16 protein-coding genes are annotated in these 14,778 nt (G+C 45.1%); 1 reads left to right on the top strand and 15 read right to left on the bottom strand.

The genetic code is table 11. The annotated features are described in order from the left end of the window. Positions 1-72 precede the first annotated feature (72 nt). The 14 genes from glyA to AC4EG4_RS05090 form a co-directional block, all read right to left on the bottom strand. On the bottom strand, positions 73-1,308 hold the full coding sequence (gene glyA / locus AC4EG4_RS05025) for a serine hydroxymethyltransferase (protein ID WP_490977393.1): 1,236 nt from the start codon (positions 1,306-1,308) through the stop codon (positions 73-75). After that, a complete protein-coding gene (locus tag AC4EG4_RS05030; protein WP_490977392.1) occupies positions 1,295-1,879 on the bottom strand; it encodes a TIGR01440 family protein in 585 nt (194 codons plus the stop codon). Before AC4EG4_RS05030 ends, glyA begins: the two co-directional genes overlap by 14 nt. A 12-nt stretch (positions 1,880-1,891) precedes the next feature. Then, entirely contained in the window at positions 1,892-2,329 is a 438-nt protein-coding gene (rpiB, locus tag AC4EG4_RS05035; protein WP_490977391.1) for a ribose 5-phosphate isomerase B, read from the bottom strand. A gap of 152 nt (positions 2,330-2,481) precedes the next feature. Then, positions 2,482-2,910, bottom strand: coding sequence for a low molecular weight protein arginine phosphatase (locus tag AC4EG4_RS05040; protein ID WP_490977390.1), 429 nt, complete (start codon positions 2,908-2,910; stop codon positions 2,482-2,484). A 21-nt stretch (positions 2,911-2,931) separates the two neighbouring features. After that, positions 2,932-3,924: an L-threonylcarbamoyladenylate synthase gene (locus tag AC4EG4_RS05045; protein ID WP_490977389.1), complete on the bottom strand. Its 993-nt coding sequence runs from the start codon at positions 3,922-3,924 to the stop codon at positions 2,932-2,934. An 89-nt stretch (positions 3,925-4,013) separates the two neighbouring features. Continuing rightward, positions 4,014-4,871, bottom strand: a complete 858-nt coding sequence (gene prmC / locus AC4EG4_RS05050) for a peptide chain release factor N(5)-glutamine methyltransferase (RefSeq protein ID WP_490987099.1) — start codon at positions 4,869-4,871, stop codon at positions 4,014-4,016. Further along, positions 4,858-5,937, bottom strand: coding sequence for a peptide chain release factor 1 (gene prfA, locus AC4EG4_RS05055; protein ID WP_490977387.1), 1,080 nt, complete (start codon positions 5,935-5,937; stop codon positions 4,858-4,860). The genes prmC and prfA overlap by 14 nt, the downstream gene beginning before the upstream one ends. A gap of 155 nt (positions 5,938-6,092) precedes the next feature. Beyond that, entirely contained in the window at positions 6,093-6,683 is a 591-nt protein-coding gene (locus AC4EG4_RS05060; protein ID WP_142827125.1) for a thymidine kinase, read from the bottom strand. A gap of 237 nt (positions 6,684-6,920) precedes the next feature. Beyond that, complete coding sequence (gene rpmE, locus AC4EG4_RS05065; protein WP_006829249.1) at positions 6,921-7,136, bottom strand: 50S ribosomal protein L31; 216 nt, start codon at positions 7,134-7,136, stop codon at positions 6,921-6,923. A 150-nt stretch (positions 7,137-7,286) separates the two neighbouring features. Next, entirely contained in the window at positions 7,287-8,570 is a 1,284-nt protein-coding gene (gene rho / locus AC4EG4_RS05070) for a transcription termination factor Rho (RefSeq protein WP_490977386.1), read from the bottom strand. A gap of 443 nt (positions 8,571-9,013) precedes the next feature. Further along, positions 9,014-10,312 (bottom strand): UDP-N-acetylglucosamine 1-carboxyvinyltransferase, encoded by a 1,299-nt coding sequence (gene murA / locus AC4EG4_RS05075; protein ID WP_490977385.1) that lies wholly within the window; start codon positions 10,310-10,312, stop codon positions 9,014-9,016. A gap of 158 nt (positions 10,313-10,470) precedes the next feature. Beyond that, entirely contained in the window at positions 10,471-11,133 is a 663-nt protein-coding gene (fsa, locus tag AC4EG4_RS05080; RefSeq protein ID WP_490977384.1) for a fructose-6-phosphate aldolase, read from the bottom strand. Between the two features lie 79 nt (positions 11,134-11,212). Further along, positions 11,213-12,070 carry a class II fructose-bisphosphate aldolase gene (locus AC4EG4_RS05085; RefSeq protein ID WP_490977383.1) on the bottom strand — a complete coding sequence of 286 codons (858 nt, stop codon included), beginning with the start codon at positions 12,068-12,070 and terminating at the stop codon, positions 11,213-11,215. Between the two features lie 83 nt (positions 12,071-12,153). After that, positions 12,154-12,513, bottom strand: coding sequence for a response regulator (locus tag AC4EG4_RS05090; RefSeq protein ID WP_490977382.1), 360 nt, complete (start codon positions 12,511-12,513; stop codon positions 12,154-12,156). Positions 12,514-12,561: 48 nt separating this feature from the next. On the opposite strand from AC4EG4_RS05090, the gene AC4EG4_RS05095 reads away from it, so the two are divergent. Next, a complete protein-coding gene (locus AC4EG4_RS05095) occupies positions 12,562-13,038 on the top strand; it encodes a DUF2529 family protein (protein ID WP_490987100.1) in 477 nt (158 codons plus the stop codon). A 54-nt stretch (positions 13,039-13,092) separates the two neighbouring features. On the opposite strand, the gene pyrG is transcribed toward AC4EG4_RS05095, so the two are convergent. After that, positions 13,093-14,691, bottom strand: a complete 1,599-nt coding sequence (gene pyrG / locus AC4EG4_RS05100) for a CTP synthase (RefSeq protein ID WP_490987101.1) — start codon at positions 14,689-14,691, stop codon at positions 13,093-13,095. Positions 14,692-14,778 lie beyond the last annotated feature (87 nt).

Here is a 14,778-nt window from a genome sequence, read left to right on the forward strand (position 1 = left end):
GTGCTTCAGTTTAGCTTAAATATAGTCTAAAAATACAGCTGCCAAGCATTTTTACCCGGCAGCTGTATGGACTTATTTATATAACGGATGCGCAGCTGTTAGTTTCGCTGTGCGTTCTGCAGCATCGCTTTTCACTGAGTCGTCTTCGGGATTTTTCAAAAGCATAGCCATGATGGAAGCAATTTCCTTCATTTCCGCTTCTTTAAAGCCACGAGATGTTACAGCTGCAGTTCCTAAACGGATACCCGATGTCACGAATGGGCTTTCCGGATCAAACGGAATGGTATTTTTGTTTGTTGTAATACCGACTTCGTCCAATACATGTTCTGCGACTTTCCCGGTCAAGTTCAACGAGCGAAGGTCGAGCAACAGTAAATGATTGTCTGTGCCGCCCGAAACGATATTGACGCCTTCAGCAATTAGGCCTTCGGCAAGCGCATGGGCGTTTTTCACGACTTGTTCAATATACGTTTTGAATTCTGGCTGCAGTGCTTCGCCAAATGCAACAGCTTTTGCTGCAATAACGTGCATAAGCGGACCGCCTTGAATTCCTGGGAAGATGGTTTTATCGATTTTTTTCGCAAATTCCTCATTGCAGAGAATCAATCCGCCGCGTGGGCCGCGAAGTGTTTTATGCGTAGTCGATGTCACGAAATGGGCGTGAGGGACAGGATTGGCATGGGCACCTGTTGCCACAAGACCGGCAATATGAGCCATGTCAACCATTAGGTATGCGCCGACTTCATCAGCAATTTCACGGAATTTAGCAAAATCCAATTGGCGCGAATAAGCACTTGCCCCAGCAACGATCATTTTTGGTTTGTGTTCCAAAGCTGCTTGACGAACCGCTTCGTAATCGATCAATTGCTCTTCTTCTGTGACCCCATATTCCACAAAGTTGTATTGCATGCCGCTGAAGTTCACTTTGCTGCCATGCGTCAAATGCCCGCCATGGTTAAGGTTCATCCCAAGAATAGTATCGCCTTTTTGCAATACTGCTGTATAGACAGCCATGTTGGCTTGTGATCCGGAATGCGGCTGAACATTTGCATGCTCCGCACCAAAAATTTCTTTCAGGCGGTCACGGGCAATATTTTCAACAACATCAACAAATTCACAGCCTCCGTAATAGCGTTTGCCTGGATAACCTTCTGCGTATTTGTTGGTCAACACCGATCCTTGTGCATCCATAACGGCTTGTGAGACAAAGTTTTCAGAGGCGATCAATTCGATATTCGCTTCCTGTCTGTCCTTTTCTGCGTTCATCGCTTCATATACTGCTGGGTCTTGCGTCTTAATCAATTCCATCCGTATATCCCTCCCGTGATTGAACAAGCTCACGATTATAGCTCGCCCGTTCGCCGCCGATCAATTTCGGCCTTGTCGTGGCAGCTGCCACAATCGCTTCACCTATTAGTTTAACAGATGTTCGCAACGGAACGGCAACTCTTTTCAAATGCATGCCAATCATCGTTTGGCCGATATCAATCCCCGCATGCGCCTGGATTTCTTCCACCACAACCGGATCGGCCATGTTGCTGAAAGCATAAGCACTCATCGAACCTCCAGCTTTTGGAACCGGGACAACCGATACAGGCTCCCAGCCGTATTTCTCAGCCGCACGCCGCTCTACCGTCAATGCTCGATTAATATGTTCACAGCCTTGAAAAGCTAAAAAAATGTGGTGGCGAGCTGCAAATTTTTCCAAAGGTTCAAATAAGCCTTCTGCAATATCAAGCCCGCCGCCTGTGCCGATTCGTTTTCCTGCCACTTCTGATGTTGAACAGCCGACTACAAACACTTGGCCTTTCCTGAATTCGATCTGCTGCTCCAATTCGCTTAAAACCTCTTCCAGTTGCAATTGCCACAATGTTTGCATGCCGACTCCTCCTTATTTTTCGAGGTCTGTGATTTTTTGTATGCGTTTTTCGTGTCTGCCGCCTTCAAATTCTTCCGTCAGCCAAGTTTGAGCGATTTCGCGTGCAAGTCCTGGCCCGATAACACGCTCACCCATGGCCAAAACATTGGAATCGTTATGCTCTCGTGTCGCTTTTGCGCTAAACACATCGTGCACAAGTGCACAACGGATGCCTTTGACTTTATTGGCTGAGATAGACATGCCGATACCAGTGCCGCATATTAAAATGCCGCGGTCAAATTCACCGCTTGCAACGCGGTCAGCAACCGGTTTTGCATAATCTGGATAATCGACCGAATCGTCTGTATGTGGACCAAAATCCTGGTATTCAATGCCAATTTCGTTCATTAGGTTAACGATTTCTTTACGCAGGTTATTGCCGCCGTGATCGGATGAAATTGCCACTTTCATGATTTAGCCTCTTTTCTTAAAATCAAATTTATGGATCAGCAAAAGCGCGGTTGTCGAATTATGCCGAATACTCTTTACGCTTGTAATCAATTCTAACATTTTTACGTAAAAAAGACAGACTAAGCCTCGAGAGGTTCGCCTGTCTTTTTGACTTATGTCATTTTTATGATTAATTTATCAATCAAAACCTGCAGCTCTTGAAATGTCTGCTCATAAAGCTCTAACGGCCCTCCATATGGATCACTAACATCTGCTGTTGATCCGTTAGCAAATTCTTGCAATGTATACAGTTTTGTTGCCGCTTCAGGGTATGCTTGCAAAAGTGCCATTTTATGTGAATGAGTCATTGTTAAAATCAACTCCGCCCACTTCATATCTCGCGTATCGATCGGCTTTGATGTGTGTGCAAATGAGATTCTCTGTTTGTCCAATACCGCTTGCGCGTTTTTAGAAAGAGGTGCAGTTCCAGCAAATATACCGGCAGATCGCGCTTCGACGCCCGGCAGGTTTCGGGCTGACAAGATTGCTTCGGCCATCGGGCTTCGACATGTATTGCCTGTACAAACAAAAAGAATTTTCACAGGGGTCCCTCCTTCACTAAATCAGCTGAACCATTTATGGTCTGCCGCTTTTTCAAGTCGGTTCATCAGGGCTTCGTTTTGCTGCGAACCACTTTCAACCGTAGCCAAAATCAGGTCGGCATCGATGGCATCACATTTTCGTAAACTGGCATACAAGCTTTCTGTAGAAAGCGGAAAATTATAGTCAGCAGTTGCATATTCGGTATCGCTGATAACAGCCACTCTTTTCCCTTTTTTCTGAACGTATTCGATCGCTTTTTCAATCAAACGCTTTTCATTTTCAATTAAATACAAAGGAGCTGCAGGCGCATAATGCGGATATTTCATTCCTGGCGACTTGGGCACGTTTGTCTTGTTTTGCGATGCTGATCGAACCGTTCCAATGACTTGTTCAATTTCTTCTTTCGAAATTTTTCCGGGACGCAATATGACCGGCGGCTCGCAAGTTGTGTCAAGAACCGTAGATTCAATGCCAATTTTTGTAGCACCGCCATCTAAAATTAACGGAATCCGACCGTCCATATCATGATAGACATGCTCAGCTAAAGTCGGGCTGGGCTTGCCGCTGGTATTGGCACTGGGTGCAGCCAAAGGGAGCTGCAGTTCCTGCAATAGCTTAAGTGCTACCGGATGATTAGGGACACGGATGCCGACAGTATCCAGGTTTGCCGTGACATTGCTCGCAAAAGTTCCTGGCTTCGCCTGCATAATTAATGTCAGGGCTCCTGGCCAGAACGCGTCCATACACTGCAGCGCTTTCGCCGATACTTCTTGTACATGAGTCAAAGCTGTTTCTTTAGAATCCACATGAACGATGAGCGGATTGTCCGTTGGCCGCCCTTTTGCATCAAAAATTTTACTGACCGCTTCGGAATTAGTAGCATCTGCTCCTAATCCGTAAACCGTTTCAGTCGGAAACGCAACTACATCACCGGCACGCAAGATTTCCACAGCTTGTGCATAACTTTTTACTTCATCCACATTTTTATCCACAGAAATAACATCTGTTTTCACATGAACAACTCCTATTTTTGAGGGTTTTCACCGATTTACCCACAATGAGTGGATAACTATCACTTAATTGTGGGTAAACTGTGCGCAACCTACTCTATTAGCGCAAAAACCATTCGATCATTTTTGTTGATATCTTTTTTACTATAGACCAAAGCGTCCGGAAAAGCGTCTTTCAACATCTTTTCGACTGCTGGTCCCTGTTGATAACCTATTTCAAATCCGATAATTCCGGGTTTATTGAGCAGCTGTGGAAGTTGTTTGGCCATCTTCTCATAGAGAGCCAAGCCTTCCTTGTCTGCAAACAATGCACTATGCGGTTCAAAGTCTCTGACGCTGTCTGATAGTCCAGGCGCTTCGGCATGCGCAATATACGGCGGATTGGATATAATAACGTCCCATTTCTGGTCTCCAATTGGTTCAGTTAAGTCACCTAAGCGAAAATCGACTTCGGCATTCAAAAGCTTCGCATTTTTTGCAGCCATTTCCAAGGCGGGCTGCGAAATATCCGTTGCAGTAACTTGCGCAGCTGGCAACTCACATTTCATGGTAATGGCGATAATCCCACTGCCTGTCCCAATATCGGCAATGGCCAGCTCTTTTTTCTTCATATAGCGATTGATCAGTTCAAATGTTTCTTCTATTAACTCTTCTGTTTCCGGCCTCGGTATCAAAACATCCGAATTCACAAGAAAGTTTCTTCCGTAAAATTCCTCATTGCCGGTCAAATGCTGGACAGGAATTCCTTTGGCATGCTGTTCAACATTCGCCCAAAACTTTTCAGCCTGCAGTTCTGGTATTTCGTCACGCATGGCTGCAATCAAACCGGAATACGTAAGACCCAACTCATGCTGGAGAAGAATGCGGGCTGCCCCTTCTTCCCGTCCGTTTGCCTCTAAATAAGAAGAAGCCCTCTTGAGGGCCTCATACACATACTTAAGCTTGGTCATTGTTCAGGCTTTCCATGCGGGCCGATTGTTCTTCTACAATCAACGCATCGATGATTTCATCCATTTTTCCTTGCAAAATCTGGTCCAGCTTTTGGATCGTTAAACCAATCCGATGATCTGTTACACGATTTTGCGGGAAGTTATACGTCCGGATTCGTTCAGAACGGTCGCCTGTTCCTACTGCTGATTTGCGGACTGCATCGTATTCAGCTTGAGCTTCCTGCTGGAATTTCTCATAGACACGGGCACGCAGTACTTTCATTGCGCTGGCTTTGTTTTTGATCTGTGATTTCTCATCCTGACACGTTACGACCGTGTTCGTTGGAATGTGCGTCAAACGGACGGCCGACATTGTCGTGTTAACCGATTGTCCACCAGCACCCGAAGACGCGTACGTATCTGTTCGAATGTCATTGTCGTGAATCTCAATTTCGACTTCTTCGACTTCCGGCAAACAAGCTACCGTCGCTGTCGAAGTATGGATTCTGCCGCCGGATTCGGTTTCTGGAACCCGCTGTACCCGGTGAGCGCCGTTTTCGTATTTCATTTTTGAATAAGCGCCTTTCCCGGTAATCATGAAGACAATTTCTTTAAAGCCGCCAAGTCCAGTCGGATTCGAATCCATCACTTGTACTTTCCAGCCATTGGATTCGGCAAACCGCGTATACATGCGATAAAGATCACCGGCGAACAAAGCCGCTTCATCTCCACCAGCCGCTCCACGGATCTCCATAATGACGTTTTTGTCGTCGTTCGGATCTTTAGGAATCAACAGTTTGTGAAGACGCTCTTCAACGACGGTAATTTGCCCTTCCAATTCGTTAACTTCTTCTTTGACCATTTCGCGCATGTCGGCATCCATTTTATCATCGAACATGGCTTTCGCTTCTGCCAATTGGGCCGTCAAATCTTTATATTCACGATAGGTTTCAACCGTATCCTGCAAGTCGGATTGTTCTTTGGAATACTCGCGCAGCTTATTGGTATCGCTGACGATATCCGGGTCGCTCAATAATTCGTTTAAACGGTCATACCTGTCTTCTACTGATTGTAATCGATCAAACATGGGTGTCACCTCGAGTTCTATTTTTTTGTTTTTATTCGTAATGAAGAAATCATTCAAGGCGGAGGCCTTTCACTCTTTCTTCTATTTTTCGGTTAATTTACTAGAAAAGTTAAGCTTCTAAATGTTTTTACAGATTCCATCTAGAAGACGAGAATTCACTTAACAGTAACGCCAGTCGGCACTTCGTGGTGATGGCGGCAGCGTGGTTCGTAAGCTTCTGATGCGCCTACTAAAATTGTCGGGTCGTCCGAGCCTGCTGGTTTCCCATCAATTAGACGCTGGGTGCGGCTTGCCGGGGAACCACAGACGGTGCAGACGGCTTGAAGTTTGGTTACTTGCTCGGCAATGGCTAGCAGTGCTGGCATCGGTCCGAATGGGCGGCCTCTGAAATCCTGATCAAGCCCCGCCACGATAACCCGGAACCCATGATTGGCCAGTTTTTGGACATTTTCGATAATGTCTTCATCAAAAAATTGAGCTTCATCGATTGCGATGACATCGAATTCATCAGTAATATACTCCCACATTTCGTTAGAGCGGGATATTGGCAGCGCAATGACGGTAGCTCCATTATGCGAAACAACCGCTTCTTTGCTGTAACGGTCATCAATTTTCGGTTTAAAAACAGCAATCTTTTGTTTGGCGAACTGGGAACGGCGGACACGGCGGATCAGCTCTTCTGATTTTCCGGAAAACATGCTGCCACAGATCAATTCAACCCATCCTGTTTGTTTCATGACGTACATAGGTGAGACCCCTTTCAAACACTTTGTTGTTTTGTATCGAGCTAAGCTAATGGTGTATGATGCTCTCTGCTAATTACTATAGAAAACTTACACTTTTATAAATAAAGTTTCTCTTTATCATACCAAAAATAATGGAATTGCTTGTTGTTTTTTGGAATATGTAAGGTGTTTTTTATGATAGTAGACGAAAAAAAATACCCGCCAGGCGTTTGCGCGCTAGGCAGGTATATTTTTATTTTACTCGTTGATTTCTTCTTTGAGGCCGTATTTTTTGTTGAAACGATCTACGCGGCCATCTGCTGAAGCGAATTTCTGACGTCCAGTGTAGAATGGATGACATTCAGAGCAAAGCTCAACGCTGATGTTTTCTTTTACAGAACCAGTTGTGAAAGAGTTCCCACATGAGCAAGTTACTGTAGCTTGTTTGTAATCTGGATGAATACCTGTTTTCATAATTTTTTCTCCTCTCGCCCTGAACCATCTGGAACAGAGTTTAATCTATTTTTACTATTGCCTTACACGGTTCATTAGACCGTATATGCAATAGCTTTGCTTTGATTCACTTTCATAATCATATCAAATTCCCACACTATTTGCAAGCAATTAAATCATCTTCTTGTTGCTTCGGTGGGTCTTCATTTCAGTTGCCAATTGCTCAAAGAATTCTTCGTTTGTATCCGTTTGGCTCATTTTTCTCAGGAAACGTTCACCAAAATCATGCGAGTCTGAGAAAGTTTTTCGAATGGACCAAAGCTTTTCGAGCTGCTTCGGTTCGATCAACAACTCTTCTTTGCGCGTTCCGGAACGGCGAATATCCAGTGCTGGGAAGATGCGGCGTTCTGCCAAAGAGCGGTCAAGATGCAATTCCATGTTGCCCGTTCCTTTAAATTCCTCGTAAATCACTTCATCCATCCGTGATCCGGTTTCCACTAAAGCTGTAGCCAAAATCGTCAAGCTGCCGCCTTCTTCAATATTGCGTGCTGCTCCAAAAAAGCGCTTTGGCCGATGAAAGGCTGCTGGGTCAATCCCTCCTGATAGTGTACGCCCGCTTGGTGGAATAACCAAATTATATGCTCGAGCCAACCGTGTGATGGAATCCATCAAAATGACCACGTCGCGTTTGTGCTCAACGAGACGCATCGCACGTTCAAGAACAAGTTCTGCAACCTTGACATGGTTTTCAGGCACTTCATCAAAAGTTGAAGAGACGACATCGGCATCCACCGATCGCTCAATATCCGTTACTTCTTCAGGACGCTCGTCAATCAGTAAAACAATTAACTCCGCTTCTGGATGATTAGTTGTGATTGAATTGGCGATTTCTTTCAGCAGCATGGTCTTACCCGCTTTTGGCGGTGCTACAATCAAACCGCGTTGGCCAAATCCGACAGGCGCAACCAAGTCCATGATGCGGGTCGACAAGTGAGCCGGCGTCGTTTCCAAACGAATGTGGCGATCGGGATAAAGCGGCGTGAGGCCTGGGAAGTGGACGCGTTCTTTGGCCACTTCTGGATCTTCACCGTTTACCGCTTCTACTTGAAGCAAACCAAAATAGCGTTCATTTTCTTTTGGCGGACGCACTTTGCCGGAAACCTTATCACCATTTCGCAAATCAAAACGGCGGATTTGAGAAGCGGAGATGTAAATATCCTGAGAACTCGGCGAATAATTGATCGGACGCAAGAAACCGAAGCCTTCTGATTGGATAATTTCCAAAACGCCTTCCATAAAGAAGAAGCCTTCCTGTTCTGCACGCGTTTTCAAAATCGCAAAAATCAATTCTTTTTTTGTCAGCTTGCTGTAGTTGGTTAGCTTGTATTCTTTCGCTAAATTGTATAGTTCTTTTAATGTCATGTTCTCCAATGCGGAGATTGTAATCGTTGCCATATATCGGACACCACTCTTATTCGTATTATTTTTTGTAGATAAGTTGAACCCATTAAATTTTCCATACCGCTTAACATCTTTTAGGCTTACCTAGCGTAGAAACAATCGTCTTTGCTCTGCTCAAAGAGACCAAAACGATTTATGAAAAATGGGTTTATCGATTCAACTTATATGATTTGAGGATCAGTAGTGAATGATTGAGAAGATCTTAAAGAAGAAGTCCGGCAATTAGCCGGACTCATTTTATGAAGTAGGATCGTTAATCGTTCATTACAAGGTTTAGCTTTTGCCAACAGGCTTGTGACGCCTGTGCATCAGCAAAATGGCATGATTGTCTTTGGCGAAGTTATCCGCCATCAAGACTTTGTTCCATACTAGTATTCCAGTTCTATATGACTCTAGGCCACTATTATTGTAGCACATATTTTTAGGCTAAATGTGCGTCAGTTTGCATCCTGGCTAAAGTCAGACTTCCCACTTGTTACCGGGTCAATTGTCTCTCTCCGGATGTCAGCGCCAAGGCCTTGCAGCTTTTCAATAATCGACGAATAGCCGCGTTCAATGTGATAAATTTCACGAATTTCAGTTTCGCCTTCTGCCAACAGACCTGCAATAACAAGTGCTGCTCCAGCACGCAGATCGGATGCAACGACCGTTGCTGAAGTTAATGGAGTCGGGCCAGTAATGATGGCCGCTCTTCCTTCAACACGGCCGCTTGCATTCATCCGGCGAAGTTCATCAATATGCTTAAATCGCGCCGAATAGATTGTATCAGTGATCATAGAAGATCCTTGAGCCTGCGTCATCAGCACGGAGAATGGCTGCTGAAGATCTGTCGCAAATCCCGGATAAACCAAGGTTTTTACATCTATAGCATGCAAGTTTTCTGACTTGGGAATATAGATAGATTCTTCGCCTTCTTGTACATCAACGCCCATCTCACGCAACTTGGCAGTCAATGCTTCCATATGGAAAGGAATCACGTTATCGATGGTGATGCCATCTCCTGCTGCTGCAGCCATAATCATGAACGTTCCGGCTTCAATTCGGTCAGGGATGATCGTGTGGTTGGTGCCGTGTAATTCTTCTACGCCATCAATTCGGATAACGTTTGTTCCGGCTCCTTTAATTTTCGCGCCCATGTTGGTCAACAAGGTTGCGACATCAATAATTTCCGGCTCTTTTGCGGCATTTTCAATGGTCGTTTGGCCTTTTGCAAGAACAGCCGCCAACATGATGTTGATGGTTGCGCCCACACTAACAACGTCCAAGTAAATTTTAGCGCCGCGGAGTTCGTCGGCACGTAAATAAATAGCACCGTGTTCGTTCGTCACTTTTGCACCAAGTGCTTCAAAGCCCTTGATGTGCTGGTCGATTGGGCGTGGCCCTAAGAAACAGCCACCCGGCAAACCGATTGCTGCATGCTTAAAGCGACCGAGCATTGCGCCCATCATATAATAAGAAGCACGCAATTTTTTCACATTGCCATTTGGCAAAGGCATATCAATCATTTTGGATGGATCGATGTTCATCGTCCCATCTTCAAACGATACTTCCCCGCCGATTTCTTCCAAAATGCTTTTCAGTGTCCATACGTCGGAAATTCCCGGTAATCCTTCAATCGATACAGGCGAATTCGCCAAAATCGATGCAGGAATCAAAGCAACCGCACTGTTTTTTGCGCCATTAACTTTGATTGTTCCGGAAAGGCGGTTACCGCCCTTTATTTTATAAACATCCATTAAATTTCTCCTTTTTCCACTTTTCCGGCAGCTTGTTTGGCCTAAAAAAGTTCCATTGGTTTGGCTTCCAGGCTGGCTGCCGGTTTTTACTTCAGTTCATCCACTTTAGCGAACAGAATTTCCCGTTTTGAGATTGGAAATACTGCACGGTAATGTTTTTATTTTACGCCGTCTTCTACAGAACGTTTTTCCCAGTCAGCAAGAAACGCTTCGATTCCTTGGTCAGTTAAGGGGTGTTTAAACATTTGGTGCATCACTTTGATCGGCATTGTCGCGATATGCGCGCCGTTCAAAGCAGCATCCGTAACGTGCTGTGGGTGGCGGATTGAAGCAGCGATAATTTCTGAAGAAATGTCATGAATCTCAAAAATTTCAGCAATGGTTGCAATCAAGTCCATGCCGTTATGTCCGATGTCATCAAGGCGTCCAAGGAATGGCGAAACGTATGCCGCTCCTGCACGTGCTGCAAGCAAAGCCTGGTTCGCGCTGAAGATCAACGTAACATTAACTTTTTTGCCTTCTGAAGCTAAGACCGCACAAGCTTTTAAGCCGTCTGGCGTCATTGGCAATTTCACGGTGATGTTTGGAGCAAGGTCAGCCAATTCGCGGCCTTCTTTGATCATGCCTTCTGCATCAAGTGCGATAACTTCTCCGCTAATTGAACCGTCTACAAGTGCAGCAATTTCTTTCAAGCGGTCGTGAAATGAAACATTTTTCTCTTTTGCTACCAATGATGGATTGGTTGTAACACCTGATAGAATTCCCCAAGCATGTGCTTCTTTGATTTCGTCAAAGTTCGCTGTATCAATGAAAAATTTCATAGTTTTTCTCCTCCGGTATGACGGGAAAAAGAGAAGGTACCAGTTGGACACTTCTCTCCCATCTTTTTTTATTGCGTTATTATGCTTTTCCTGAACTTCCAAACTCACGCATTTTACCGATTACAGTCTTTTTAACTGCATCGCGAGCTGGTCCCAAGTATTTGCGTGGATCGTATACGTCTGCATCACTGTTCAATTTGTCACGGACTGCTTGAGCAGATGTGATTTGGCTTTCAGTGTTAACGTTGATTTTTGATGTACCAAGAGCAACAGAGCGCTGAATGTCTTTCAATGGAATTCCTGTTCCACCGTGCAAGACAAGCGGCACGTCACATAGCTGTGAAATTTCTTCCATTTCTGCAAAGCCTAGGTTTGGTTCGCCTTTGTAAGGACCGTGAACTGAACCAAGTGCTGGTGCCAGGCAATCGATTCCTGTTTCATCGACCATTTTCTTGCATTCCTGTGGATCAGCGTAGATGACGCCATCTGCAATGATATCATCTTCTTGTCCGCCAACAGTTCCTAATTCTGCTTCTACAGAAACATTATGTTTGCGTGCATATTCGACAACTTGTTTAGTGATTTCAATGTTTTCTTCGAACGGATGATGCGATGCGTCGATCATAACGGATGTGAATCCAGCATCAATCGCCTCTTTACATTTTTCGAAGCTTGAACCATGGTCCAAATGAATTGCCACTGGAACCGTGATTTTGTAGTCATGCATCAAGCCCTTGACAATATTCACAACTGTCGTGAATCCACCCATGTAACGGGCTGCGCCTTCTGAAACTCCGCAGATCACTGGAGAGTTTTCTTCTTGAGCTGCTTGCAGGATCCCTTGAGTGAACTCCAGGTTGTTTAAATTGAATTGGCCGATTGCATATCCTTCTTGTTTTCCTTTTATCATCATTTCTTTCATTGAAACTAATGGCATGTAGTATTCCTCCTCGGTAATGTATAAAGCGAATATCTTTTATACTATATCAAAAACCCTGTACTTACGCTACTCATCGCTGTTTACTCTTCTAACAATTCCTTAACTGCATCGCGTACTTCAAAGACATCAAACGGCTTCGTAAAGTAACGCTCTGCTCCCCAATTCATCGATTCTTTAATAAGATCTAGTTCGCCATAGGCAGTCATCATGATGACTTGTACGTCTGGGTGGCTTTTCTTTAAACGCTTTAAGATTTCAATCCCGTCCATCCCTGGAATTTTCATATCCAACAACACCATATCCGGACAAGATTCCTGTACTTTTTCCAGCGCTTCTTTTCCGCTTCCGGCAGCGATCGCTTCATAGCCTTCTTTGCTGAATACTTCTTTTAATAACAGCCGGATGCCTGGTTGATCGTCTACAATCAAAATGGTTTTCAAGAAGAGCCTCTCCTTTATCTGCTATACTTTTTTTACGAGGTGAAAATCATGAACCCATTAACAATACAATTGAACCGCTTATTTGACCGTCTGTCGCAGCAGCAAACTGCCATCGACAGCATTGCTGGCGTGTTAGCTCAAGCGGCCGTTGCAGAAGGCACCATTTTCATCGCTGCCTTCGGTGAAATGAAAACTGTGGTGGCGGCGGCGCTCCACGGAGAAGACCTCTTGAAGACCGCTGCCGAGTGGTCACCGGCCAGCATTGTCACCCCTACGGATCGGGTTTGGATCCTGGCACCAACTACTGAAGGCGATGAACTGGCTGGCAGGTTGGCAGATGCTGGCATCCTGTTCGCACATGTTTCCTCCCAGTCGGACGAAAGCGAGCTGGCTGATGCCTTTTTGTCTTTGAGCGGCATCGTGATGCAGGACGATGGCGGCCCCATATTGGTTCCGTACGCTATCGCTTCGCTGTATATCTATCATGCGGTTAAGTTGAGCATTGATGAGATGATTGCTGGATAACCGATCCATAGCAAAAGCCTTCCCTTCGAAAAAGGGAAGGCTTTTGCTATGTCTTTATTTATTGGCAATCGATGCTTTCACAAACTCACGGAATAGTGGCTGTGGACGATTCGGACGTGAAATAAACTCCGGGTGGAATTGGCAAGCAACGAACCACGGGTGGTCAGCCACTTCAATAATTTCCACCAGGCGGCCATCCGGGCTGGTGCCAGTGAATTGGAATCCGGCATTTTCGAATGCTTCGCGGTATTCATTGTTGAACTCATAACGATGGCGATGTCTTTCGTACACCAATTCTTCTCCATAAGCTTCGTGCGCTTTTGACCCTTTTGTCAGTTTCGCAGGGTACAAACCAAGGCGAAGCGTTCCACCTAAATCTTCGATGTCTTTTTGCTCAGGCAATAAATCGATGACTGGGAAAGGCGTTTTGGCGTTTAATTCAGAAGAATGTGCCCCTTCCAGGTTCATGATGCTGCGTGCAAATTCAACAGAAGCCAATTGCATGCCTAGGCAAATGCCAAAGAACGGTACATTGTTTTCGCGCGCAAATTGTGTTGCAGCAATCTTTCCTTCAACGCCACGGTCTCCGAAGCCACCTGGAACAAGAATGCCGTCGCAGTTTTTCAACTTTTCGGCTACATTGTCTGCGTTGATGTGTTCTGCGTTGATCCATTCCACTTCGATCTCAGAATCGAATGCAAAACCTGCATGTTTCAACGATTCTACGACAGAAATGTAGGCATCTTGCAATTCTACATACTTCCCTACTAGTCCAATGCGCACGCTGTCTTTAAGTGATTTTACTTTTTCAACCAGTTCAGTCCACTCTGTCATGTCTGCTTCTGGTGCTTCGATGCCAAAATGATCAAGGACAATCTGATCCATATGCTGCTCTTTAAGGCGAATCGGCATTTCATAAATCACGTCAACATCGCGTGATTCGATTACTTCTTCCGGCTTGATGTCGCAGAACAACGCAATTTTATCCTTCATGTCTTGCGGCACTGGGTGTTCAGTACGCACAACGATCAGATTCGGTTGAATGCCAAGGCTGCGAAGCTCTTTCACACTATGCTGCGTCGGTTTAGTTTTCATTTCTTTTGCTGCCCCAAGATATGGAATCAAGGTACAGTGAACGTACATCACTTCGTCGCGCCCAAGATCTGAACGCATTTGGCGGATGGCTTCGAGGAATGGCAATGATTCGATATCGCCGACGGTTCCGCCGATTTCTGTAATGACTACGTCTGCTTTTGCTGTTTTGGCAGCACGCAGCAAACGGTCTTTGATTTCGTTGGTGATATGTGGAATAACTTGAACCGTTCCACCCAAATAATCGCCGCGGCGTTCTTTTTGGATAACGGTCGAGTAAACTTTCCCTGTTGTTACGTTTGAGTATTTGTTTAAGTTGATATCGATGAAACGCTCATAGTGGCCAAGATCCAAATCCGTTTCTGCGCCATCATCCGTCACAAAAACTTCACCGTGCTGGTATGGACTCATGGTTCCCGGGTCAATATTGATGTATGGATCGAATTTTTGAATCGTTACATTCAACCCTCTGTTTTTCAATAAACGGCCCAATGATGCCGCTACAATCCCTTTTCCGAGTGATGATACAACACCACCGGTTACAAAAATATACTTCGTCATGCCTGTTCCTCCTCGAATGGTAAAAATAAAAAGCGCTCCACCTGCTGCGTATGCAGGGGGAGCGCGTAAACTGTACGAATCATCTCT

This window comes from Planococcus sp. TJ-201, from assembly GCF_058268495.1.